This is a genomic window from Phaeobacter sp. JH20_02 (assembly GCF_048056915.1).
Classification (GTDB): Bacteria; Pseudomonadota; Alphaproteobacteria; order Rhodobacterales; family Rhodobacteraceae; genus Phaeobacter; species Phaeobacter bryozoorum.
The window spans coordinates 43,895-68,470 of the sequence record NZ_JAYMVP010000009.1 but is presented as its reverse complement, the minus strand read 5'-3'; the positions used below and the strand labels follow the sequence as shown (position 1 = coordinate 68,470).

At 59.2% G+C, this 24,576-nt stretch carries 24 protein-coding genes; 15 read left to right on the top strand and 9 right to left on the bottom strand.

All coding sequences use genetic code 11. The features are described 5' to 3' along the window. Positions 1-5: 5 nt before the first annotated feature. The 4 genes from VWY34_RS01960 to VWY34_RS01945 form a co-directional block, all read right to left on the bottom strand. Entirely contained in the window at positions 6-821 is an 816-nt protein-coding gene (locus VWY34_RS01960) for an ABC transporter permease (protein ID WP_416537719.1), read from the bottom strand. After that, positions 818-1,699 carry an ABC transporter permease subunit gene (locus VWY34_RS01955; RefSeq protein WP_416539857.1) on the bottom strand — a complete coding sequence of 294 codons (882 nt, stop codon included), beginning with the start codon at positions 1,697-1,699 and terminating at the stop codon, positions 818-820. The genes VWY34_RS01960 and VWY34_RS01955 overlap by 4 nt, the downstream gene beginning before the upstream one ends. Then, positions 1,699-2,826 (bottom strand): ABC transporter ATP-binding protein, encoded by a 1,128-nt coding sequence (locus VWY34_RS01950; RefSeq protein ID WP_340547184.1) that lies wholly within the window; start codon positions 2,824-2,826, stop codon positions 1,699-1,701. Before VWY34_RS01950 ends, VWY34_RS01955 begins: the two co-directional genes overlap by 1 nt. Positions 2,827-2,940: 114 nt before the next feature. Beyond that, complete coding sequence (locus VWY34_RS01945) at positions 2,941-4,026, bottom strand: polyamine ABC transporter substrate-binding protein (protein WP_340547185.1); 1,086 nt, start codon at positions 4,024-4,026, stop codon at positions 2,941-2,943. Positions 4,027-4,167: 141 nt separating this feature from the next. On the opposite strand from VWY34_RS01945, the gene VWY34_RS01940 reads away from it, so the two are divergent. From VWY34_RS01940 to VWY34_RS01915, 6 genes are all read left to right on the top strand, one after another. Further along, the gene (locus VWY34_RS01940) at positions 4,168-4,854 is read left to right on the top strand and encodes a GntR family transcriptional regulator (protein WP_416544103.1); all 687 of its coding nucleotides are present in this window, start codon (positions 4,168-4,170) and stop codon (positions 4,852-4,854) included. 65 nt (positions 4,855-4,919) lie between these two features. Then, positions 4,920-6,314, top strand: a complete 1,395-nt coding sequence (locus VWY34_RS01935) for an aspartate aminotransferase family protein (protein WP_416544102.1) — start codon at positions 4,920-4,922, stop codon at positions 6,312-6,314. Positions 6,315-6,680: 366 nt separating this feature from the next. Then, positions 6,681-7,781, top strand: coding sequence for an ABC transporter ATP-binding protein (locus tag VWY34_RS01930; RefSeq protein ID WP_340547188.1), 1,101 nt, complete (start codon positions 6,681-6,683; stop codon positions 7,779-7,781). A gap of 85 nt (positions 7,782-7,866) precedes the next feature. After that, entirely contained in the window at positions 7,867-8,973 is a 1,107-nt protein-coding gene (locus VWY34_RS01925) for an extracellular solute-binding protein (protein WP_416548748.1), read from the top strand. A gap of 100 nt (positions 8,974-9,073) precedes the next feature. Further along, a complete protein-coding gene (locus VWY34_RS01920; RefSeq protein WP_340547190.1) occupies positions 9,074-10,345 on the top strand; it encodes an ABC transporter permease in 1,272 nt (423 codons plus the stop codon). A 5-nt stretch (positions 10,346-10,350) separates the two neighbouring features. After that, positions 10,351-11,526 (top strand): ABC transporter permease, encoded by a 1,176-nt coding sequence (locus tag VWY34_RS01915; RefSeq protein WP_340547191.1) that lies wholly within the window; start codon positions 10,351-10,353, stop codon positions 11,524-11,526. Between the two features lie 70 nt (positions 11,527-11,596). Here the strand turns inward: VWY34_RS01915 and VWY34_RS01910 are convergent, their stop codons facing one another. After that, the gene (locus VWY34_RS01910) at positions 11,597-12,772 is read right to left on the bottom strand and encodes an acetyl-CoA C-acyltransferase family protein (RefSeq protein ID WP_416544101.1); all 1,176 of its coding nucleotides are present in this window, start codon (positions 12,770-12,772) and stop codon (positions 11,597-11,599) included. A gap of 137 nt (positions 12,773-12,909) precedes the next feature. On the opposite strand from VWY34_RS01910, the gene VWY34_RS01905 reads away from it, so the two are divergent. The 3 genes from VWY34_RS01905 (at position 12,910) to tdh (ending at position 15,827) form a co-directional block, all read left to right on the top strand. Further along, positions 12,910-13,476, top strand: a complete 567-nt coding sequence (locus VWY34_RS01905; protein WP_340547193.1) for a helix-turn-helix domain-containing protein — start codon at positions 12,910-12,912, stop codon at positions 13,474-13,476. Positions 13,477-13,596: 120 nt separating this feature from the next. Beyond that, a complete protein-coding gene (locus VWY34_RS01900) occupies positions 13,597-14,784 on the top strand; it encodes a glycine C-acetyltransferase (protein ID WP_416544100.1) in 1,188 nt (395 codons plus the stop codon). 14 nt (positions 14,785-14,798) lie between these two features. After that, the gene (gene tdh / locus VWY34_RS01895) at positions 14,799-15,827 is read left to right on the top strand and encodes an L-threonine 3-dehydrogenase (RefSeq protein WP_416544163.1); all 1,029 of its coding nucleotides are present in this window, start codon (positions 14,799-14,801) and stop codon (positions 15,825-15,827) included. Between the two features lie 75 nt (positions 15,828-15,902). Here the strand turns inward: tdh and VWY34_RS01890 are convergent, their stop codons facing one another. The 3 genes from VWY34_RS01890 to VWY34_RS01880 all read right to left on the bottom strand — a co-directional run bounded on the left by VWY34_RS01890 (position 15,903) and on the right by VWY34_RS01880 (position 19,618). Beyond that, positions 15,903-16,631 (bottom strand): metallophosphoesterase family protein, encoded by a 729-nt coding sequence (locus VWY34_RS01890; RefSeq protein WP_416544573.1) that lies wholly within the window; start codon positions 16,629-16,631, stop codon positions 15,903-15,905. A 96-nt stretch (positions 16,632-16,727) separates the two neighbouring features. Continuing rightward, positions 16,728-18,323, bottom strand: a complete 1,596-nt coding sequence (gene serA, locus VWY34_RS01885) for a phosphoglycerate dehydrogenase (RefSeq protein WP_416544574.1) — start codon at positions 18,321-18,323, stop codon at positions 16,728-16,730. Between the two features lie 113 nt (positions 18,324-18,436). After that, the gene (locus VWY34_RS01880; RefSeq protein WP_416544575.1) at positions 18,437-19,618 is read right to left on the bottom strand and encodes a phosphoserine transaminase; all 1,182 of its coding nucleotides are present in this window, start codon (positions 19,616-19,618) and stop codon (positions 18,437-18,439) included. 288 nt (positions 19,619-19,906) lie between these two features. On the opposite strand from VWY34_RS01880, the gene serB reads away from it, so the two are divergent. The 5 genes from serB (at position 19,907) to VWY34_RS01855 (ending at position 22,766) form a co-directional block, all read left to right on the top strand. Further along, positions 19,907-20,782 (top strand): phosphoserine phosphatase SerB, encoded by an 876-nt coding sequence (gene serB, locus VWY34_RS01875; RefSeq protein WP_416544576.1) that lies wholly within the window; start codon positions 19,907-19,909, stop codon positions 20,780-20,782. Positions 20,783-20,786: 4 nt separating this feature from the next. After that, on the top strand, positions 20,787-21,545 hold the full coding sequence (locus VWY34_RS01870) for a TSUP family transporter (protein WP_416544577.1): 759 nt from the start codon (positions 20,787-20,789) through the stop codon (positions 21,543-21,545). 98 nt (positions 21,546-21,643) lie between these two features. Beyond that, the gene (locus VWY34_RS01865) at positions 21,644-21,964 is read left to right on the top strand and encodes an ArsR/SmtB family transcription factor (RefSeq protein ID WP_340547200.1); all 321 of its coding nucleotides are present in this window, start codon (positions 21,644-21,646) and stop codon (positions 21,962-21,964) included. Continuing rightward, positions 21,961-22,389 carry an SRPBCC family protein gene (locus VWY34_RS01860; RefSeq protein WP_416538109.1) on the top strand — a complete coding sequence of 143 codons (429 nt, stop codon included), beginning with the start codon at positions 21,961-21,963 and terminating at the stop codon, positions 22,387-22,389. Before VWY34_RS01865 ends, VWY34_RS01860 begins: the two co-directional genes overlap by 4 nt. 62 nt (positions 22,390-22,451) lie before the next feature. Continuing rightward, complete coding sequence (locus tag VWY34_RS01855; protein ID WP_340547202.1) at positions 22,452-22,766, top strand: hypothetical protein; 315 nt, start codon at positions 22,452-22,454, stop codon at positions 22,764-22,766. 72 nt (positions 22,767-22,838) lie between these two features. Here the strand turns inward: VWY34_RS01855 and VWY34_RS01850 are convergent, their stop codons facing one another. Then, positions 22,839-23,837, bottom strand: a complete 999-nt coding sequence (locus VWY34_RS01850; protein ID WP_416534301.1) for an asparaginase — start codon at positions 23,835-23,837, stop codon at positions 22,839-22,841. A 174-nt stretch (positions 23,838-24,011) separates the two neighbouring features. On the opposite strand from VWY34_RS01850, the gene VWY34_RS01845 reads away from it, so the two are divergent. Continuing rightward, positions 24,012-24,542 carry an invasion associated locus B family protein gene (locus VWY34_RS01845; protein ID WP_340547204.1) on the top strand — a complete coding sequence of 177 codons (531 nt, stop codon included), beginning with the start codon at positions 24,012-24,014 and terminating at the stop codon, positions 24,540-24,542. Positions 24,543-24,576: the final 34 nt, after the last annotated feature.

Genomic DNA, 24,576 nt, shown 5'->3' with positions numbered 1-24,576 from the left:
GCTGCTTAGCTGCGTTCGGCGTTCTGCTCGTCACGACGCTGGCGGACCAACTGATGTTTGGTGACCAGCGAGGCTGTGACAACGCCGACGGTGACAATGCCGATCATGATCGTCGAGAGCGCGTTGATCTCCGGGCTGACACCGAGCCGCACCGCAGAGAAGATCTTGATGGGCAAGGTTGTCGCCGCAGGGCCTGCGGTGAAGGAGGCAATCACCAGGTCGTCCAGCGACAGGGTAAAGGCCAGAAGCCAGCCTGAAATCACTGCGGGCGCGATGATCGGTAGCGTCACTAGGCGGAACGCCTCTGCCTGCGAACAGCCCAGATCCAGCGCGGCTTCCTCCAGCGATCGATCAAAGGTTACCAACCGCGAAGAGACCACGACCGAGACATAGCACATGGCAAAGGTCGTATGCGCGAGCACGATGGTCATAATCCCGCGGTCCAGCCCGATCCCGATGAACAGGAGAAGCAGCGAAAGGCCTGTGATTACCTCTGGCATCACCAATGGCGCGTAGATCATGCCGGAAAACAGCGTACGCCCCAGGAACCGCCCGCCGCGCACCAGCACGTAGGCGGCCATGGTGCCAAGGACCGTCGCGATGCTGGAGGAGATAACGGCTACCTTCAGCGTGACCAATGCCGCACTGAGGAATGCCTCGTTGTGCAGCAGTTCACCATACCATTTGACAGAGAACCCGGCCCAGACGGTAACCAGCTTGCTTTCGTTGAAGCTGTAGGCGATCAGGATGACCATCGGGATATACAGAAACGCAAATCCCAGCGTCAGCGAAACGGTGTTGAACCAGCTCAGTCGGGTCATTGTTCCGCCTCCTGTTGTTTCTGCTGGTTGCGCTGGAACAGCACGATCGGCACGATCAGGATCAATAGCAGCACAACTGCCACCGCAGAGGCCACTGGCCAGTCACGGTTGGAGAAGAACTCTTCCCACAGAACCTTGCCGATCATCAGTGTGTCCGACCCCCCCAGCAGTGACGGGATCACGAATTCGCCCAGCGTCGGAATAAAGACCAGGAAGCAGCCCGCAATGATGCCGGCGCGCGACAGCGGGATGGTGACCAACCAGAAGGCCTGCGTACGTGAGCAGCCCAGATCCTCGGCAGCCTCGATGAGCGATCCGTCCAGCCGCTCCAGTGCCGAGTATATCGGCAAAATCATGAACGGCAGGTAGGTGTAGACGATGCCGATATAGACCGCGGTATTGGTGTTCAGAATGGTGAGCGGCGTGTCGATGATCCCAAGCCAGATCAGAAACTGGTTCAACAGCCCCTCATTCGACAGGATGCCCATCCAGGCATAAACGCGGATCAGGAAGCTGGTCCAGAAGGGCAGGATCACCAACATCATCAGCGTCGGACGCCATTCAGACGGGGCGCGGGCCATGCCATAGGCCATGGGGTAGCCGACCAGCAGGGTCAGCACAGTTGAGATCACAGCGATCCGAAGCGAGCTGAGATAGGCTTTCCAATAGAGGTCGTCTTCTGTCAGCCAGACGAAATTCTCAAAATCCAGATCCGCAATAAAGGCGCCGATACCAGTGACCCAGTCGAACTGCGGCATATAAGGCGGGCGCGCGACGGCGGCGTCCGACAGGGCGATCTTGAACACGATGGCAAAGGGCACAAGGAACAGCGCCAGAAGCCAGGCGTAAGGGATGGCAATCAGGATAAAGCGGCGCATCAGTTTGCCAGTAGGACACCGGCAGTGGCTGTCCAGGACAGCCAGACCGGGTCTTCCCAGGTAAAGGCGCGCCGGGCGATACGGCGGGTATTTGCGGTCTGAGCTTTGATCACCGCACCAGATGGCAGTTCGACATGGTATGTCGAGATATTGCCGAGATATGCTATATCGAGAATACGGCCCTGCACGCTATTGTCGGCCTCGGCGGGACGATCCGCACTGATCGTGACCTTCTCCGGGCGGATCGCCAGATGGCAGGCTTGGCCATCAGAGAATGTCGCCTGGCTTTTCACCGTCAGCGGGGCGGCGCCATCTTTCCAGCTGACCGCATATTCATCGGGGCCCGTGGGCGAAGCGGTGCCGTCGATGATGTTCACATCGCCAATGAAATCAGCCACGTAAAGCGAATTTGGCGTTTCGTAGATACGATCAGGAGTGGCAACCTGGACGATCTGGCCATTGTCCATCACCGCCACGCGGGAGGCGACCGTCATCGCCTCTTCCTGATCGTGGGTGACAATAACAAAGGTGGTGCCAGTCTTTTCCTGAATGTCCATCAGTTCGAACTGGGTGTCCTGGCGCAGCTTCTTGTCGAGCGCGCCGAGAGGTTCATCCAGCAAGAGAAGTTTGGGTGCTTTGGCCAGCGATCTTGCCAAGGCCACCCGCTGCCGTTGACCGCCGGAGATCTGGTGCGGCTTGCGGCGCGCGAATTTCTCCAGCCGGGTCAGGCGCAGCATTTCCTGTACCCGCTCGGCGATATCATGTTTGGGCTTGTTCTCGCGCTTTAGTCCAAAGGCGATATTGTCCCAGACGCTCAGATGCGGGAATAGCGCATAGGACTGGAACATCATGTTGACCAGACGCTTGTTCGGCGGTACCGGTGCAATATCCTGACCCGACAGGAAAATTTTGCCTTCGGTTGGCGTTTCAAACCCTGCCAGCATCCGCATCATCGTGGTCTTGCCGCAGCCCGAGGGGCCAAGCAAGGCAAAGAACTCTTTCTCGTAGATCCCAAGCGTCAGATCGTCGATCGCGGTGAACTCACCAAAGCGCTTGGTAACATTCTGGAATTGGATCAGGGGCTTAGCCTCTGGATCGTTCCAGGGTTCAAAAACAGGAATAGTCACGCTGGCCCCCAATGTATGACGCAAGTGGCGGAACGGGCATGGAACAGCTGCCGACGTTCCCGCAGGAAAAAGCGCGGGGCATATCCGATGCCCCGCGCGTCAATCAATCTCGGGTCAGGTCCCAGATTTGATCTTGGTCCACATACGCGTCGCCGTACGCTGCAATTTGGGCGGATAGGCTTCTTTGATGTAGAGGTTTTTCAGGGTGTCATCGTTCGGATAGATCGCGGGGTCGTTGATCACATCCTCTTCGAGGAACTCCTGGCTCGCCTTGTTGCCATTGGCATAATAGACGTAGTTGGATGCCGCAGCCATGTTCTCGGCTTCCATAATGAAGTTCAGGAACTTGTGGGCCCCGTCGGGGTTCGGGGCGTCCACCGGGATCGCCATCTGGTCGAACCACATCAGTGCGCCTTCCTTGGGCGCGTTGAAGACGATTTCGACACCGTTTTCGGCTTCGTCGGCACGATCGCGCGCCTGCAGGATATCGCCGGACCAGCCAAAGGCCACGCAGATGTCACCATTTGCCAGTGCGTTGATGTACTCTGAGCTGTGGAATTTCTTCACATAGGGGCGGATCGCCATCAGCACGGGTTCGGCCTTGGCAACCACATCGGGGTCCATGCTATTGGGATCTTCACCGATATATTGCAGGGCGGCCGGGATCATCTCGTCCGGGGCATCCAGAATGTAGACGCCACATTCGGCCAGCTTTTCCATGTTGGCAGGGTTGAACACCAGATCGAGCGAGTCGATCGGTGCATCCGCGCCCAGAGCCTCTTCGACCTTTGCGGTGTTTGCGCCGATCCCAGTCGTGCCCCACATGTAGTTGATGGAATAGAGGTTGTCCGGATCATAGCGTGCCGTACGCTCCTTGATCACGTCCCACATGTTACCTGCGTTCGACAACTTGTCGGTATCCAGTTTCTGGAACGCGCCAGCCTGAATCTGACGCGCCAGGAACGAGCCGGTCGGAACGACTACATCGTAACCGGAGCCGCCGGCCAGCATCTTGGTTTCCAGCAACTCGTTGCTGTCGAAGACGTCGTAGATCAGTTCGATGCCGGTCTCGGCTTCGAATTTCTCAAGCAAGGCTTCGTCAATATAGTCGGACCAGTTGTAAACGCGAACTTCTTCGGCGACGGCGGCCGCACTGCTCAGCGCCACGATGGCTGTCAATGTCATCGTCTTGAGTGTCATGAGTATCTCCCTGTGCGTGCCGGTTTCCGTGCCCGGCTGATAAGGATTTGATCAAGTTTTGCCTCATTCGGCAATACTGTTTATGTTTTCACTTGGGGAAACTTGGTGCAAGCTGCCCAAAATTTAGGAGGAATTCAGAAGGTGAACCTGAGCCAACCAGCCGCATCATCCGGCAGTCAGCCCACTGCCAAACTGCCCGCCCATGAAACCGTCTACCAGACCTTGCGCGGGCAAATTCTGTTTGGCGATCTGGCGCCGGGGCAGGCGGTCACCATCCAGGGTCTGGTCGAGTCGTTGGGGGCCGGGATGACCCCGGTACGCGAAGCAATCCGCCGACTGATCTCTGATGGCGCGCTGGTGTTTCAGGGAAATCGCCGTGTATCCGTGCCGATGTTACGTGAAAGTGACCTGAACGAGCTGATTTATGCAAGAAAAACAATAGAGTGTCAACTTGCTCGGTTGGCAACCATGCGTGTATCGGCGGATGATATCACCGCGCTGGAGACCATCGACACAGCTCTGGATCAGGCTATTTCGGCAGGAGACGTCACTGGCTATCTGGTGCAGAACTACCGGTTCCACACGCGGCTTTATGCGTATGCCGATGCGCCTATCCTGACAGATCTGGCGGATCGGCTTTGGCTGCGCTTCGGTCCATCGTTGCGCGTGGTCTGTGGACGGCTCGGCACGCAGAGCTTTCCCGACCGGCACAAGGACATCCTCGAGGCCCTGCATCGCCAGGACGCAGATCTGGCGGCGCTGGCCATGGAGCGGGACGTCGCTCAGGGGATGGATCAGGTAAGTCAGGGGCTGAATCAGTCGAGCTGATTCGATTGACACGCTAGAATTTGATCATATTCTGGGCGCAATCTCTTCCTTCAGGAGTCTGCCCCATGACTGCGATTACAAATCACCTGCCCACGGCCGAGCTTCAGGCGCTGGATGCGGCCCATCACATGCACCCCTTCACCGCAAACGGTGAGCTGGCGGAAAAAGGCGCGCGGATCATCACGCGCGCCAGCGGCGTCACGCTGACAGACAGCGAGGGCAACCAGATACTGGATGCCATGGCCGGCCTGTGGTGTGTCAACATTGGCTATGGGCGGGACGAGTTGGCAGATGTTGCCGCCCGCCAGATGCGCGAGCTGCCGTACTACAACACATTCTTTCAGACCACACACACGCCCGCGATCGCGCTGGCGGCGAAAATCGCCGAACTGGCGCCCGAGGGGCTGAACCATGTGTTCTTCGCCGGGTCTGGTTCAGAAGCCAATGACACCAATATTCGCATGGTCCGCCATTATTGGGCGATGAAGGGCAAGCCGACAAAATCGGTGATCATCAGCCGCAAGAACGGGTATCATGGCTCGTCCGTTGGCAGCGGCAGCCTGGGCGGTATGACTGCGATGCACGAACAGGGCGGCCTGCCGATCCCGGATATCCATCATATCAATCAGCCCAACTGGTGGGCCGAAGGCGGCGATATGGCGGTAGGGGAGTTTGGTCTCTCGCGCGCTCAGGAGCTGGAGCAGGCGATTCTTGAGTTGGGCGAAGACCGGGTCGCGGCCTTTATCGCCGAACCGGTTCAGGGCGCCGGCGGTGTCATTGTTCCGCCTGCAACCTACTGGCCCGAGATCCAGCGGATCTGCGACAAATATGAAATCCTGCTGATCGCTGATGAGGTGATCTGCGGCTTCGGGCGTACCGGCAATTGGTTCGGAAGCCAGACCATGGGCATTCGCCCCGATATCATGACCATCGCCAAGGGGCTATCGTCCGGCTATGCGCCGATTGGCGGATCTATTGTCAGCGACGAGATTGCAGCGGTGATTGGATCCGGTGAATTCAATCACGGCTACACCTATTCGGGCCATCCGGTTGCCGCCGCGGTGGCGCTGGAGAACCTGCGCATTCTCGAGGAGGAGAACATCATCGACAATGTGCGTGATGTTGTGGCGCCTTATCTCAAGGAGCAATGGGAGGCGCTCGTCGATCACCCGCTGGTGGGCGAGGCCAAGATTGTCGGCATGATGGGATCGATTGCACTGACCCCGAACAAGGCGACGCGCGCGGCCTTTGCCGCTGAAACCGGAACTGTCGGCTACATCTGCCGGGAGCGGTGCTTTGCCAATAATCTGGTGATGCGCCACGTTGGTGATCGGATGATCATCTCGCCGCCGCTGATCATCACACCCGAAGAGATTGATACGCTCATCGCGCGGGCGCGCCAGTCGCTCGATGAATGTTATGCAGCGCTGAAAGAGCGAGACTTGCTGCACAGCGCGTGACGCGGGATGAAGCTGTTTGACCAAGGCGTCGGTTCCTGTCGGGAGTCGGCGCCTTTGCTATTTCCGCGAATCTTTGTGGCTCGGTTAAAGCTGCTCGGTCAAATTCGGTTATTTGAGTGTTTCCGGTAACGGGCGTTTGCGATCAATCAAGGCGTGTACACATAGAGTTTTTATCTGATTGGCAATCGAAATCCTGTCGCTTTTCGAACCTTGTTCGTCGCAATACGTACCGTTGTCGGCGTTATCGGCCCTAAGGTAAACTACAGAGATGATCCGGACGATCCGGTTGCACACCAACACTCGTGTGTGCTTACATCACGACAGAAGTGCAGAGCTAATCTGCCGAACCAAACCAGGGAGCCTCACTTGGCTGATGCGTCAAACACGAGCGCGTTCGTTGAATTCGAACGCGTGCAGAAGAGTTATGACGGCGAGAACCTCGTTGTCAAAGATCTGAACCTCACCATGCCGAAAGGCGAATTTCTGACCATGTTGGGCCCGTCCGGTTCGGGCAAAACGACCTGCCTGATGATGTTGGCGGGTTTTGAGACAGCGACCCATGGTGATATTCGGCTTGGCGGCGTCTCGATCAACAATATTCCGCCTCATAAACGCGGCATCGGAATGGTATTCCAGAACTACGCGCTTTTCCCTCACATGACCATTGCCGAAAATCTGAGCTTCCCGCTGGAAGTCCGCAACATGGGCAAGTCCGAGCGTGAGCAGAAGGTGAAGCGCGCGCTTGACATGGTCGAGATGGGCGCCTTTGGCGGTCGCCGTCCGGCCCAATTGTCTGGTGGTCAGCAGCAGCGTGTTGCCTTGGCGCGTGCGCTGGTGTTTGAACCCGAACTGGTGCTGATGGACGAACCTCTGGGCGCGCTGGACAAGCAGCTGCGCGAGAAGATGCAGTTCGAGATCACCCATCTTGCACATCAGCTGGGCATCACCACTGTTTATGTGACCCACGACCAGACCGAAGCGCTGACCATGTCGGATCGCGTGGCAGTGTTCAACGATGGTCGTATTCAGCAGCTGGCGCCGCCGGATGAGCTGTACGAAGAGCCGTCCAACAGTTTCGTTGCCCAGTTCATTGGTGAGAACAACACGCTGGAAGGCACGGTCAAAGAGGTCAACAATGGCATCGCGCTGGTACAACTGGACGATGGCGAATTGATTGACTGCAAGCCGATCAACGTTTCCAAACCCGGTGAGCGGACCCGCGTGTCGATCCGGCCCGAACGTGTTGAATACAACAAGGACCGGATGCAGGAAGGCGCCCATACGCTCAAGGCTGAAGTGCTTGAGTTTATCTACATGGGCGACATCTTCCGCACCCGTCTGCGCGTCGCCGGAAATGATGAGTTCATCATCAAGACCCGCAACGCACCCGATCAGGTACGGTTGAAGCCCGGCCAGCAGATCGAAATCGGCTGGTTGCCTGAAGATTGCCGCGCGCTGGACGCCTGACGTCCGCGCGCGCCCGAACCTCCGGCAGCGAACGACCGGCGGACAATCCAGATAAATAACGATTTCAACAAGGAGTAGAGTGTCTATGAAACTCACCAAACTGACTGCCCTGGCAGCCACCACGGCACTGTGTGCGCCGATGGCGATGGCTGCTGATATGGCCAACGAGATGACCATCGTGTCCTGGGGCGGCGCCTATCAGGAAAGCCAGCTGAAGGCCTATGTGGTTCCTTATCAGGAAATGCACCCCGATCTGAAAGTGATCTGGGATGAAAGCTCGGCCGAGGCGACCGCAAAAATGCGCGCCATGACCGAAGCGGGCAATGTCACCTGGGATCTGGTCGACGTTGTTGCTTCTGATGCGATGCGTATGTGTGACGAAGGTCTCGCCGCCGAGCTGAACCACGACGAAGATTTGGCTGCGGCGCCCGATGGCACACCCGCAACCGAAGACTTCGGCGATCTGATCGTCAGCGACTGCTTCGTGCCGCAGATCGTGTATTCGACCACCTTCGGGTACCGCATGGACAAGGTTGGTGACACGCCGCCGAGCTCCATCTGCGATGTCTTCGACACTGCGAAATATCCGGGCAAGCGCGCCCTTCAGAAGCGTCCGATCGACAACGTCGAGTGGGCCCTCTACTGCGACGGCGTTGCCAAGGATGAGATCTACGACGTGCTGAGCACCGACGAAGGTGTGGAGCGTGCCCTGGCCAAGCTCGACACAATCAAGGATCAGGTCGTCTGGTGGACTGCTGGTGCGGAAACGCCGCAGCTTCTGGCAGATGGCGAAGTGGTGTTGGGCTCGACCTTTAACGGTCGTCTGTTCTCGGCAATTGCTGAGCAGAACCAGCCGATCGAAATGCTCTGGGATATGCAGTCTTTCGACCTGGATGGCTGGATCGTTCCGGCTGACCTGCCCGAAGACCGCAAGGCTCGCGTGATGGACTTCCTGAAGTTCGCAACCGACACCCAGCGTCTGGCAGATCAGGCCAAGTTCATCTCCTATGGTCCGGCGCGCGCCTCCTCTGCGCCGCTGGTTGGCAAACACGCCATTCTGGGTATCGACATGGCACCGCATATGCCGACCGATCCGGCGAACTCCGGCAACGTTCATGTCTATGACTACGAATGGTGGGCAGACAACCGCGACGATCTGGACGCTAAATTCCAGGCGTGGCTCGCCAAGTAATCTGTCCGCGAACAGATACTGACATTATCGGGAAGGGGCTGTGTGCCTGGCGCGCAGCCCTTTCTCCACCAACAAAAAATTCCGACGGGGGCTCCTACCCATGAGCGATACCACCCACACCGGACCGGTCTTGGCCGCCGATGGCACGCCGCTGAAGCGTAGCCTGGCCCGAGCTCTCCGGATGCAGAAAATTCGCGCCCTGATGCTGATCGCGCCGCTTCTGCTGTTTGTTCTTCTGACCTTCATTCTCCCGATTGCCGACATGCTGTTCCGCTCGGTTGAGAATAGGATCGTCTCTGACACCCTGCCCAAGACCGTTGTCGCGCTTCAGGATTGGGATGCAAACTCCGGGCAGGCCCCGGATGAGGCCGTGTTTGCCGCATTGGCTGCCGACCTTCAGGTCGCCGCCGAAGAGAAGACCCATACGCGCGTCGGCTCGCGCCTGAACTACGAAAACCCCGGCATTTCCTCGCTGTTCCGCAAGGCCGGGCGCAAGGTCAAGCGTTGGGATCTGGCTCAGGATGGTCCGTTCAAGGAGCAGTTCTTCAAGATTGACAAGGACTGGACCGACCCGGAGGTCTGGCGCACTATCCAGACCTACTCTGGGGCCTACACCAACGGTTATTTTCTGAATGCGGCCGATTTCCAGAAAGGCGCAGAAGGGGCAGAGCTGCGACCCGAGAACGAGCGGATCTATGGAACATTGTTCCTGCGGACACTGATCATGTCGTTGGCGATTACGGTGAGCTGCATCATACTTGGATATCCGGTGGCCTGGATCCTGGCGAATTTGCCGTCCAGATCCGCAAACCTGCTGATGATCCTGGTGTTGCTGCCGTTCTGGACGTCGCTTCTGGTACGAACATCGGCCTGGAAGGTCATGCTGCAGCAGCAGGGCGTCATCAATGACACGCTGGTCTGGCTGGGACTGGTCGCAGATGATGCGCGCCTTGTGATGATCAATAACCAGTTCGGCACGATCGTGGCGATGACCCACATTCTGCTGCCGTTCATGATCCTGCCGATGTATTCGGTGATGCAGACGATCAATCCGTCCTATCTGCGCGCTGCCAAGTCTCTTGGCGCCACCAACTGGACGGCGTTCTGGCGGGTCTACTTCCCGCAGTCTGTGCCAGGTATCGGTGCGGGTTCGATCCTCGTCTTCATTCTGGCGATTGGCTACTACATCACGCCGGAGCTGGTCGGCGGCACCAAAGGTGTCTTCATCTCGAACCGGATCGCCTTCCACATCTCGCAGTCGCTCAACTGGGGCCTTGCGGCCGCGCTTGGCACTATTCTGCTGGTCGTCGTGCTCGCGCTCTACTGGGCCTATGACAAGATTGTCGGTATCGACAACGTGAAACTGGGATAAGACACATGGCTTTGACACCTGTTGAAAACCAAACTCCTGGTTTCGTGGCGATGGTCGCTGCGGCGGCCGGCGCCTTCTTCGGCCTGTTTGTCGGCACTGCGCAGGGCTCTGGCCTTCTGGGGGTACTGATCGGCGCTGCTCTTGTTGGCGGGCTGGGCTTTGTCTTGGCGGGGCTTCGCGATCAGGAGCGGCTGATCCGATGGATCCTGATCGCAGCCTTTGCCATCGCAGGCTTTGTAATGGGCGGGCTGCCCTCGGCCGTCATCGGTATACTGTTCGGTGCCTTTGTCGGCTGGTTCATCTTCTGGCTCTCGACGTCACGCTACCGTGTGCATCTGGCGCCATATCTCACACCTGGCCAGGTGCTTTGGCACTATACGTTTCGGGTGATCTGCGGGGCGGTCTTCGTTTTTCTGATCACGCCGATCCTTGTGGTGATGCCACTGTCGTTCAACGCTCAGGATTTCTTCACCTTCACGCCGGAGATGCTGCAATTCGATCCCGAAGGCTATTCGCTGAAGCACTATCGTGACTTCTTCACCAATGCCGACTGGCAGCAGGCGATGTGGAACTCCATCAAGATCGCGCCGATGGCGACCATTCTGTCGGTGGGTTTCGGTACGCTGGCCGCCATTGGCCTCAGCCAGCCGCATGTGCCCTTCCGTCGAGCCATTATGGCGATCCTGATTTCGCCGATGATCGTGCCGCTGATCATCTCGGCTGCCGGGATGTATTTTTTCTACAGCCGGATTGGTCTGCAGGGGACATACTTCGGTGTGGTCCTGGCGCATGCAGCCCTTGGTATTCCGTTTGTGATCATTACCGTGACCGCCACTCTGGTTGGTTTCGACCGGTCTCTGACGCGTGCGGCTGCAAATATGGGGGCCGGTCCGGTCACCACCTTCTTCCGCGTGCAGATGCCGCTGATCCTGCCCGGCGTGATTTCTGGTGGTCTGTTTGCCTTCATCACCTCCTTTGATGAAGTTGTCGTTGTGCTCTTTGTCGGGTCTGCCGGGCAGAAAACCCTGCCCTGGCAGATGTTCACCGGCCTGCGCGAACAGATTTCGCCGACCATTCTGGCGGTTGCGACCATTCTGGTCGTGGTGTCGATCTGCCTGCTGACGGTGGTCGAGATGCTGCGTCGCCGGTCGGAGCGTCTGCGCGGTATGAGCCCGAGCTAATATCCGCGTCATCCAACAAAAAGGCCCCGGTGAGAACCGGGGCCTTTTTGCGTTTCAGCGGATGCGGGGATCAGAGGCGTTCGATTGCGAGGGCGATACCTTGGCCGCCACCAATGCACATGGTGATGAGCCCCTTGGAGCCGCCGATCCGCTCCAGCTCGTAAAGTGTCTTCAGCGTGATGATCGCGCCAGTTGCGCCCACCGGATGGCCAAGCGCAATCGCGCCGCCATTCGGGTTTACCTTGGCCGGATCCAGTCCCAATTCCTTGTTCACGGCCAGCGCCTGCGCGGCAAAGGCTTCGTTCGATTCGATCACGTCAAAGTCGCTGGCGGAGAGCCCGGTTTTCTTCAGCAGGTTCTGCACAGCAGGCACCGGACCGATTCCCATTACTTCAGGGCGGACACCCGCATGGGCGTAGCCCAGAATACGGGCCTTGGGCTTCAGGCCAGCTTTCTGGGCAGCCTCAGCTGTGGCCATGACGATTGCGGCGGCACCATCGTTGATGCCGCTTGCGTTGCCAGCAGTGACACGGCCGTCCTTCTTGAACACCGGTTTCAGGCCGCCAAGTGTTTCCATTGTGCTGGCCTTGGGGTGTTCATCCACCTCAAAGGTCACCATGTCACGCTTCACCTTGACCTCGACCGGCGTGATCTGGCTGGCAAAATGCCCGGCCTCGATTGCCGCAGCGGCGCGGGTCTGGCTGGTCAGCGCAAATTCATCCATCTGGGCGCGCGTGATGTCATGCTCATCCGCGACGTTTTCTGCGGTCACCCCCATGTGACCGGTCCCAAAGGGGCAGTTCAAGGCGCCCAGCATCATGTCGAGCGCGCGGGCATCGCCCATTTTCTGCCCCCAGCGGGCGCTTGGTACGATGAAGGGGCTGCGTGACATGTTTTCGGCGCCACCGGTGAGGGCAAATTCCGCGTCGCCCAGCATCAGCGACTGGATGCCGGAGACAATCGCCTGTGCACCTGAGCCGCAGAGGCGGTTCACGTTCATCGCAGGCGTACCGTTCGGAATGCCGGCCTGCATCGCAGCGACACGACTCAGGTACATGTCGCGCGGTTCGGTATTGATCACATGGCCAAAGACCACATTGCCGATCTGCCCCGGCTCAACGCCGGAACGTTCCATAGCGGCTTTGGATGCCACGGTTGCCAGATCAATTGGGGTGGTGCCCGCCAGCGATCCACCAAAGGTGCCGATGGCGGTACGGGCGCCATCCAGGATCACGATATCGGTCATGGTCTCTCTCCTCATGAGTTTCGCGCTGATTATGCAGATGCAGCATGGCCTGTCCTGCGAAACGTGCCGTCATAATAGTTTAGCCCTGATGCCGCTCCTGTTTGACAAATGGATTTCAAAGGCGCAGAGATTCCGCCATGACGGAAAATGTAGACGATATCCTGACGCTTCTGCCCGCCCGCCTGAAAGAGGCGCGTCGTGCCCAGGGCCTCAGCCTGGAGGCTGTGGCCAATCTCTCCGGTGTCAGCCGCTCCATGGTGAGCCAGATTGAACGCGGCGAGAGCTCACCAACGATTGCGACCCTGTGGAACCTGACGCGTGCGTTACAGGTGGATTTTGCGGGGCTGCTGGACAGTCAAGAGGCACAGGACCGGATCGAAGTCCTGCGCGATGGCGATGTCCCCTCCATTGAAAACATGGGGGAGGGCTGTCTGATCCGCATTCTTTCTCCACCTGAAGACGCCGGCGGCCACGAGGTCTACGATATCCGGCTCAAAGAAGGGGGCGCATTGAACAGCCAGCCTCATGGGCGCGGAACGGTCGAACACCTGACGGTTCTCGACGGGACTGTTGCGCTCTGTTCGGGCAGTGCGACCGAACGGCTGCACGCAGGGGATACCGCCCGCTATGCTGCAGATGTGACGCATTCCATCGCTGCACAGGACGGTCCGGCACGTCTGTTTCTGATCGTGAAGAATGCGTGATTGGCCAGAATAGGCGTGCCTTCCATTTTGACGGATTTTTGTCCACTATCTTGAAATCCCCTATTTCGGAAATTTATCCGCTATGCTAGAACTCCGACTCGAACGAGAAGGAGTTTCCGCATGTCTACTGATTTTCTGACCGACATCTCCAAGACCCTGGAAGAGATCAAAGCTGATGGTCTTTACAAGCGGGAACGAATGATCACCTCCCCTCAGGGGGGCGAGATCAGGGTTGGGGATGCGGCGGTCATCAACCTGTGTGCCAACAATTACCTTGGCCTTGCAGATCACCCCGACCTCATCGCTGCTGCGCGCGGCGTAATGGATGACAAAGGCTTCGGGATGGCTTCTGTCCGCTTCATCTGCGGCACTCAGGACATTCACCGGGAGCTGGAGCAGCGGCTGGCGAAGTTCCTCGGGAAAGATGATGCAATCCTGTTTGCTGCCTGTTTCGACGCCAATGGCGGGCTGTTCGAGCCGCTCTTGGGGCCGGAGGATGCGATCATTTCCGACAGCCTGAACCATGCCTCGATCATCGACGGTATCCGGCTGTGCAAGGCCAAGCGCTACCGCTACCTGAACAGCGATATGAACGATCTGGAGGCCTGGCTGAAACAGGCCCGGGAGGACGGCGCGCGGCATATCATGATCGCCACCGACGGCGTGTTCTCAATGGACGGTTATCTGGCGAAGCTGCCGGAGATCCGGGCGCTGGCGGACAAATACGATGCCATCGTGATGGTCGATGACTGCCATGCCACCGGCTTTATGGGCGCAACAGGCGCCGGCACGCCGGAGCATTTCGGAGTGGACGTGGATATCGTCACCGGGACATTGGGCAAAGCACTTGGGGGGGCCATCGGCGGTTACATCGCCGGGCCGCAGCCAGTGATCGACCTGCTGCGGCAGCGGGCGCGGCCCTATCTGTTCTCCAATTCGCTGCCACCATCAATTGTTGCTGCCGGGCTGGAAGCGATCCGGCTGGTGGAGGAAGGTGAAGGGCTGCGGGCGCAGCTGTTCGAGAATGCGAAATACTGGCGCGCGGGGCTGGAGAAACTGGGCTTTGATCTGCTGCCGGGTGAGCATCCGATCATCCCGGTGATGCTGGGCGAGGCGCAGCTGGCGCAGGACATGGCGGCGCGTCTGTTCGACGAGGGCGTCTATGTCTCCGGCTTCTTCTTCCCTGTGGTGCCGCGCGGCCAGGCGCGGATCCGCACTCAGATGAATGCGGCGCTGACACGGGATGAGCTGGACCGTGCATTGGCCGCCTTTGGCAAGGTGGGCAAGGAATTGGGGATCCTGTCATGAGCCGTCCGAACACGATGAAGGCGCTGGAAAAGAGCCATCCGCAGGAGGGTCTGTGGATGGTGCAGGCGCCGGTGCCCGAGATCGGCCCGGACGAGGTGCTGATCAAGGTGAAGAAAACCGGCATCTGCGGCACCGACATCCACATCTGGAACTGGGATGAATGGGCCGCGCACACCGTGCCGGTGCCGATGATCACCGGCCATGAGTTCGCGGGCGAGATTGTCGCGATCGGCCGCAATGTCACCGATCTGACGGTGGGGCAGCGCTGCTCCGGAGAGGGACATCTGATCAAGACCGACTCGCGCCAGAGCCGGGCCGGCAAGTTTCACCTGGACCCGGGCACCCGCGGCATCGGGGTGAATGAACAGGGGGCCTTTGCCCAGTATCTGAAGCTGCCGGCCTTTAACGTGGTGCCGCTGCCGGAGGACATCCCGGATGAGATCGGCGCCATTCTCGATCCGCTCGGGAATGCGGTGCATACCGCGCTGAGCTTTGACCTCTTGGGGGAGGATGTGCTGATTACCGGTGCGGGCCCCATCGGCATCATGGCGGCGGCGGTGGCGAAACATGCCGGCGCGCGGCATGTGGTGATCACCGATATCAACCCGGACCGGCTGGCGCTGGCAGAACATGTGGTGCCGACCGTGCGCGCGGTGAACGTGGCACAGGAAGACCTGCACGACGTGGTGCGGGAGCTGGGGTTGAAACAGGGGTTCGACGTTGGGCTGGAGATGTCCGGCAGCCAGGCGGCACTCGACCAGATGGTGGAGGCGCTGGTAATGGGCGGCAAGATTGCACTCCTGGGCATTCCGCCGGGCAAATCGCCGGTCGACTGGTCACGGATCGTGTTCAAGGCGATCACCATCAAAGGCGTCTACGGGCGCGAGATGTTCGAGACCTGGTACAAGATGATCGCAATGCTACAGAACGGGCTGGATGTGAGCCGGGTCATCACCCACCGGTTCAGCGTCGATGATTTCGCCGACGGCTTTGCGGCGATGAAATCCGGCTCCAGCGGCAAGGTGGTGCTGGACTGGACGTGATGTCGGGAAGAGGGGGCTTTGCCCCCTCGCGCCCCTGGCGCTCACCCCCAGGATATTTGAAGCCAGAAGATGGGCTTATGGGGTGAGGGCCTGTCGGCCTTTGCTGGTGAGCAACCAGACCAGGCCGGATTCGAAAACGGCTGTGCTGAGCGGTTTGCCGAAACCGGCGCCGCTGTCGAGGTTCACACGATTGCCATAATGTGTAGCGCGCTCCACCGGAGTGTGACCGTGAACGATAAGCTTGGGGTGGGGGGCGCGTTCCTGATGAAAGGACTGGCGTATCCAGACCAGATCATTTTCGATCTGGTTTTCCAGCACAACGCCAGGCCGGATTCCTGCGTGGACGAAAGCGAGATCGCTGGTTTGATGCATGGTCGTCAAACGTTTCAGAAAGGCGACATGGCTGTCGGGGACCGCGGCTCTCGCCTCGGCATGGACGTCGGCAAGACGGGTTCGCTCTGGGAAGGTCACTCCGTAGCTTTCGAGCGTTTCGAGACCACCGATACGGTCGTGCAACCAGTGATAGCCCACCAGCATATGCGGGTCGTGGCGCGGCGTATCCTCCATGAACCAGGCGAACATGCGGTCGTGATTGCCCAATAGGGTTATCCAGTTGCGACCGTCCTTTTGCCCGGTGATCAGGTGATCGATCACCCCCCGGCTGTCGGGGCCGCGATCAATGAAGTCGCCCAGGAAGACCACCGACGCATCGCGCCCGCCATCTGCCTCGATCAGGTCCAGAGCCTCTTCCAGCATCCCAAGCTGGCCGTGGATATCGCCGATTGCATATATTGGGGCGGTCATGGGACTCTCCTGCGGGATATTCATGGTGCCAAACGAGAAATGCGCCGCCTTCATAGCTCGGCGGCGCATTCATTGAAATCTCTGATAGGCTAGGGATCAGCTGACATCAAACTGCAGCGGCTTGATCTGGTTGAAAAACTCGGTTTCCGCCAAGGCCGCGCGAGCCGCAGCCGGTACCGGTTCATCAACGTAGAGCAGTGCGATCGCCTCACCGCCGGCCTGCGAACGGCCAAGCGTGAAGTTGGCGATATTCACGCCCATATCGCCCAGAATGCGACCGAGGGTACCGATGATCCCGGGCACATCCTCGTTGGTGGTATAGAGCATATGCGCGCCCACCTCTGCGTCGATATTGATGCCCTTGATCTGGATGAAACGAGGTTTGCCATCCGAGAACACCGTCCCGGCCACTGAACGCTCACGCTTGCTGGTCACAACCGTGACCTTGATATAGCCGTCGAAGGCGCCGGATTTGTCCTGATTGGTGGTGGAAATCTGAATGCCACGTTCGCGGGCCACCACGGGCGCGGAGACCATGTTCACATCGGGATTGAGCTTCTTCATGATGCCCGCGACCACCGAGCAGTTCAGTGCCGCAAGGTTCATCTCGGCGGCCACGCCATCATAGAGGATGTTGATGGCCTGAATGGGTTCATCCGTCATCTGACCGATGAAGCCACCGAGATGCCCGGAAAGCGCCACCCATGGGCCCATCACGCGCGCCTCCTTGGCGGTCATCGAAGGCATGTTCAATGCGTTCTCAACCGCGCCGTCGAGCAGGTAATTCGACATCTGCTCGGCAACCTGAAGGGCAACGTTTTCCTGGGCTTCGCTGGTGGCTGCACCGAGATGGGGGGTGCAGACTACATTTGGAAGGCCAAACAACGGGTTGGTCATGGCCGGTTCTTCGGAGAAGACATCAAAAGCAGCACCGGCGACATGGCCTGAGGTCAGCAGCTCCGCCAGCGCCGCTTCATCCACCAGACCGCCACGGGCGCAGTTGATGATACGCACGCCTTTCTTGGTTTTGGCCAGGTTCTCCTTGGACAGGATATTCCGGGTCTGGTCGGTCAGCGGCACGTGCAGGGTGATGAAATCGGCGCGGGCGAGCAGCTCGTCCAGGTCAACCTTCTCAACACCCATCTTGTCAGCTTTCTCCTGGCTGAGAAACGGATCATAGGCGACCACTTTCATCTTCAGGCCGCGGGCGCGGTCGCAGACGATACCGCCAATGTTGCCGGCCCCGATCACGCCGAGCGTTTTGTTGGTCAGCTCAACGCCCATGAATTTGGATTTTTCCCATTTGCCGGCATGGGTGGAGGCCGAGGCCTCGGGGATCTGTCGGGCGACGGCGAACATCATGGCGATGGCGTGCTCCGCGGTGGTGATCATGTTGCCAAAGGGCGTGTTCATCACGATCACGCCCTTCTGAGAGGCGGCATCCTTGTCAATATTGTCCGTCCCGATGCCAGCGCGTGCGATCACCTTGAGATTGGTGGCATTGTCGAGGATTTTCTGGGTAACTTTCGTCGCGGAGCGGATCGCGAGACCGTCGTAATCGCCGATGATCGCGGCCAGCTTGTCCTTGTCTTTGCCAATGTCCGGCTGGAAATCAACATCGATGCCGCGATCACGAAAGATCTGAACAGCAGCTTCAGAGAGTTTGTCGGAGATGAGAACTTTGGGAGCCATGAGTGGGGTCCTTCATGCGGGGGCCGGTCGGGCCGAATGTCTGGGTGAAACGCCTGTGTCGGCGGCAAGTCGTCTGATGCCTGCCCAGCTGGTGCAGGGCAGGCGCTTGGGGGTCAGGCTGAGGCGGATTGAGCCGCGATTTCAGCCTCAAACGCCCATTCAAGCCAGGGCAGCATGGCCTCGATATCAGAGGTTTCGACGGTGCCGCCGCACCAGATGCGCAGACCGGCAGGGGCATCCCGATAGGCGCCGATGTCCAGGGCGACATCTTCGGCTTCGAGACGTTTGGCAACAGCCTTGGCGAAGGCAGCACCATCTGCAATGCGCGCATCGGTGAACTTCAGGCAAACCGATGTATTGGAGCGGGTGGCAGGGTCGGCTGCCAGATTCGCAAGCCATGGCTTGGCGGCGCAGAAGTTGAAGATTGCCTGTGCATTGGCGTTGGCGCGGGCCTTTAGCCCGTCAAGGCCGCCGACGGACCGCGCCCAGTCCAGCGCGAGAAGATAATCCTCAACGGCGAGCATCGAGGGAGTGTTGATGGTCGCGCCTTTGAAAATACCGTCAATCAGCTTGCCGCCCTTGGTCAGGCGGAAAATCTTCGGCAGAGGCCAGGCGGGAGTGTAGCTTTCCTGTCGTTCAACCGCGCGGGGGCTGAGGATGATCATGCCGTGCGCCGCTTCGCCGCCCAGCACCTTCTGCCAGGAGAAGGTTGTCACATCCAGTTTGTCCCAAGGCAGATCCTGCGCGAAGGCGGCGGAGGTGGCGTCACAGATTGTGAGGCCCTCGCGATCAGCGGGGATCCAGTCGCCGTTCGGGACGCGCACACCGGAGGTGGTGCCATTCCAGGTGAAAACGACGTCCTTGGTGAAATCGACTGTGGCCAGATCAACCAGCTCACCATAGTCAGCGGTCTTGACGGTGGCGTCCAGCTTCAGCTGTTTCACCACATCGGTCACCCATCCTGCGCCAAAGCTCTCCCAGGCCAGCATTTCGGTTCCGCGGGCACCCAGCAGGTTCCACATTGCCATCTCGACCGCACCGGTGTCGGAGGCAGGAACGATCCCGATCTTATAGTCCGCCGGTACGCCGAGAATTTCGCGCGTGCCTTCGATCGCGGCCAGCAGCTTGTCCTTGCCGACAGCGGCACGGTGGCTGCGTCCCAGAGGAGCGCCAGCAAGCTTGGTCAGATCAAATGCGGGGGGTTTGGCACAGGGGCCGGAGGAGAAACGCGGATTGGCAGGTCGCGCGGTAGGTTCGTGCACGGTTGCGTGCAACGCCGGTTCTTCAATAGCCATAATGCTATCCTTCCAGATAAGCGCCTCTCGTTGGGGAGAGGTGTCCCGCTGATAGGGCTACTGGCTGAAATCCGGCTGGGCAACAGGGAAAATGACAAATAGCGGCTATATCGGAATCAATAGCGACGCATTCTGACGCCTTTCGGAAACAGATGGCACGCTGGGCGGCGGGCGATGGCAATGTGAGACACCTGCGGCACAGTTGTGAGGGCAGGGTGGAATCGGGGGCTTGGCGATGGATGGCTTGCGGGCGTATGACGGGCGCATCCTTGCCCGATGGAGCTTGCCATGTTTGTCGCCACCCTGCTTTGCAATCCGCAAACCCCCTGCCTTGCACCCGCGCTGACCGAATCGCTGCGCAATGCCTGGGGGGGAGGTGATGTGCAGTGGCTGGCACCGGATATTGCGGCTGAATTCTCTCTGCAGATGCGGCCGGATAATCACTGGGACGTTTGGGCGGATCTGCAGGATCTCGGCGTGGATCTGGTGATCCAGCCGACAGCGGGGCGCCGGAAGAAGATGCTGCTGGCGGATATGGACTCCACCATGATCCAGCAGGAGTGCATTGACGAACTGGCCGAAGAGGCCGGTGTGGGTGCGCAGGTGAAGGAGATCACGGCGCGGGCCATGAACGGTGAGCTGGATTTCGACGGTGCCCTGCGGGAGCGTGTCGCGCTGCTGAAAGGTTTGCCCGTCGCGGTGATTGATCAGGTTCTGGATCGCCGTATCACGCTGATGCCGGGCGGCCCCACGCTGCTGGCAACGATGAAGGCCGATGGAGCCTATGCCGCCCTGGTGTCTGGTGGTTTTACCGCCTTTACCGAATGCGTTTCGGATCGGTTGGGGTTTGATGAGAACCGGGCAAACACGCTGCTTGTGGCGGATGGCGTCCTCAGCGGTGAGGTCGGTCTGCCGATCCTGGGGCGGGCGGCCAAGGTCGACGCGCTAGAGCAAATCACTGCGCGTCTGGGATTGACCGAGGCGGATGTCATGGCGGTTGGCGATGGTGCGAATGATCTTGGCATGTTGGGGCGTGCCGGGGCCGGTGTAGCACTCCATGCCAAACCATCGGTTGCCGCAGAATGCGACATTCGTATCAACCACGGTGACCTGACGGCGCTTCTTTATATTCAGGGCTATGCCCTGAGCGATTTCAAAGGCTGACATTATGTTCGAGGTAGGGTTTGAAGTCCTGCTGCTGTTGCTGGCAGCAGGGTTTGCGGCTGGGTTCATTGATGCCATAGCCGGTGGCGGCGGGTTGATCACGGTGCCAGTTTTGCTCTTGGCTGGGGCCAACCCAATCACCGCCCTTGCCACCAACAAGATTCAGGGATTGTTCGGGGCGGCCACCGCTGCCCTCAGCTATGCGCGCGGCGGTCACGTCGATTTGCGCGGGCAGGCTGGATCTGCGCTGATTGCAGGTATTGCGTCAATCTGCGGCGCGCTGTTGATTTCGGTGCTGCCGACGACGTGGATCCGGTGGATCCTGCCGCTGTTGCTGATCGGAATTGCCGTGTTCTTTGCCACCAAGAAGGGGCTTGATGACAGCGATCGGGCGCGGCGCCTGTCGCCAGCGATATTTGCTGCCACCATCGTGCCGCTCTGCGGTTTCTACGACGGATTGCTGGGGCCGGGTGCTGGCAGCTTCTACATGCTTGGTTTTGTGTCTCTGGCCGGGCTTGGCATCCTGCGTGCGACGGCACATACGAAACTATTGAATTTCGCGTCCAATGCCGGAGCACTGCTGGCCTTTGCTTTTGTTGCGACGCCATGGTGGGGCGTTGGCTTGGCGATGGGTATCGCGCAGATCGCCGGTGCCCGGGTCGGTGCCGGGTTGGCGCAGAAGCAGGGCGCTCGCATGATCAAGCCATTGCTGGTTCTGATCTCAGTTGTTCTGGCGCTGCGGCTGCTGTGGGACATGCTGTGATCTTCTGAACGTCGGCGTCAACGCGGCAAGACGGATCACAACACTGCTGCGATAGAATTTAACCTATCCATTAATTAACTCATGTGTTAATATTGGGTATGACTCCATTACTCAAATCATTCTCCGCCCTCTCTGACGGCACGCGTATGGCCATCATCGAACAGCTGATGGAACACGGAGAACTGCCAGCCGGTGATCTGGTGCGGGGATCGGGCATCACTGCGCCGGCGATCTCGCGCCATCTCAAGGTATTGCGTGAGGCTGGATTGGTGGCGCAGCGCGCCGATGGGACACGCCGATTGTATTCAGCGCGGCCTGAGGGACTGAAGCTGATCGCAGACTGGACCCTGTCGCGGCAATCGTTCTGGCAAAGCAGCCTCGATCGGCTGGAAGCAGCACTAAGGGAGGAAATGGAATGACGGATTTGCGCTTGGAACGCGAATTCCAGGTGTCGCCGGACCGGCTGTTTGCCTGGATCAGCGATACCGAGAAGCTCCTGCAATGGTGGGGACCAGAGGGGCTGACCGTGCCTGAGCATACGCTGAATTTCCATCAGGAGGGGCCGTGGTCCACGGTCATGATGAATGCCGATGGAGACCGTTATCATGTCTCAGGTGTGGTCACCCATGTGCGTCCGCCGCAGTCGATCGGATTTACCTGGGCGTGGCACGACGAAGCAGGCGCGCGCGGGCACGAAAGCCATGTCACCCTCACCGTTGAAGCTATTGAGACGGGTGCTCGGCTGATTGTTGATCATCGGGATCTGGACAACTCGGAGATGGCCGAAAACCACCGGGTCGGATGGGAATCGTCTCTGCGAAAACTGGTGTCCAAGCTCCCGTGATTGCGGGCTTGCGACAATGAGAAGCTGTTTTAACGAAGACCTAAACAGGGGAGGAGTACCCAATGCCACAGTTCATTTTTGCATATCACGGCGGCAAGACACCGGAGACACCGGAAGAGGGCGCCAAGGTCATGGATGCCTGGAAAACCTGGATGGGCGGGATGGGAGACGCGCTTGTCGTGCCGGGGAATCCTGTCGGCATGTCAAAGACGGTTCAGAAGTCTGGCGTCGCGGACAACGGTGGTGCCAATCCGCTCTCCGGCTATTCCGTGGTCGAAGCGGTCGACATAGATGCCGCCTGTAAAATGGCCAATGGCTGCCCGATGGTGACCAGCGGTGATGGTTCTGTTGAGGTCGCCGAAATCATCGAAATGTGACCACATATAGCTGTCTTGGAACACGCCTTTGATTGCCCCGGTCCGCGTTCTGCGTGCCGGGGCAATCTTTGGTCAGAACTGCATTTCAGCTGAGGGCCGGATCGAACCACAGTCGATGCCTCGGCGATTGATCAGGGGGGCGTTGCGATATTTCAGTGTTGCCGGATGGTCGGCATCCAGAACGCCCAGCCCCACCAGAATACTTGCAATTGCGCATTCGCTGGCGCGGGTGGCACCGTCGGTGATCTTCAGCGCCACACCCAGTTTCTGTTCGGGCAGGATGGCGATGAAGACGGCTTCAGCGCCGGTTTTGATCGCGACCTTGCCACCCATCGCACGCATAAGGTTGGTGCAGGCGCGGGTTTCGCCAGCGACCAGTTCGGGATGCGCTGTCATCGCGGCCACCAGCTGCTGCGCGGCATCGGCATCGCGGTCCGAACGGTCAGAGGCGGAGGCAAACCAGGCCATCGCCCGTGCCAGACCCTTCACGGAGGTTGCGAAATTCGGCGCTGAACACCCGTCAATGCCATAGCCAGGGCTGGATTCGTCGGTCACCTGCTCAAAGGCGCTGCGGCAGGCCTGTTGTACCGGATGGTCGATCTCTACATATTCGGGTCCGGCCCCCAGGTGCTGGGACAGCGTCAGAAAGCCTGCATGCTTGCCGGAGCAGTTATTGTGAACCTGACACGGGCTTGTATCGGTTTTGATCAGCGCGTTTCGCGCCGGAATATCGTCTGGCAGCTGCGGGCCGCAGCGGAAATCATGATCGGTCATGGACAGCTGATCCAGCCAGGCGTTGACGCGGCTGGTGTGAATCTCGGCACCATTGTGCGAAGCACAGGCGAGGGCGAGCTGCTCAGAGGTCAGCCCGTATTTTGCCGCTGCGCCCGATGTGATCAGAGGCAGCGCCTGGATCATCTTGGCGGAACTGCGCGGGTAAATAATCGCGTCGGGATCGCCCCAGCTGCGCACGATCTCTCCCTTGGCGTTACAGACAACGGCATGGCCCAGATGCAGGCTTTCCAAGAGCGGACCGCGCCACACTTCAGTCATCGGTACGGGTTTGGTCATCACAAAACGCCTTTCCTGTTGGCAATTTCCCGCCAAAACGGGCTTTCACACGTGGCGATAGTTACGATAGTGTGTATGAGTACACAAGCGAGGGGATCGGGACCAGACGGCGAAGGTAACGCCGCATGTACCCTGGCTTATTTGAGGTAACGACAGTCTTTGGAGTTGGGACAAATGGCATCAAAACTCGTCCGCTGCGTCGCGGGCCTGTGTCTGGCCGCAATGGCCACCAGCGCATCCGCACAGCAGGCAGAATCTGACAATCGCGTCGCGAGCAATGTCGACTGGAGCGTGTTTCAAGGCGAAAGTCCCAAGGAATGCTGGGGTGTCTCCGCTCCGAAAGAGACCGTAAACACCCGTGACGGCCGCGTGAAAGCCGTGCGTCGTGGCAAGATCCAACTGTTCGTTTTCTATCGGCCAGAAACCGGCGACAAGGGGCAAGTGACTTTCACGGGCGGCTATCCCTTTGCGCCGGGCTCAACCGTGAATCTCGCAGTGGGCGATACCGAATTTGAGCTGTTCACAGAGGGTGAGTGGGCCTGGCCTGCAACGGCTGCGGATGACGCCAAGATCATCACCGCGATGAAACGTGGCGCGCAGGCTGTTCTGACAGCCCGGTCAGCACGTGGGACACAGACCAAGGACACGTTCTCGCTCCTGGGCTTTACCGCCGCGGTCGAGGACGCCGAAAAACGCTGTAACTGATTGCGCTCGGCGGTCGCCCCCAGAGCGTCGCGCA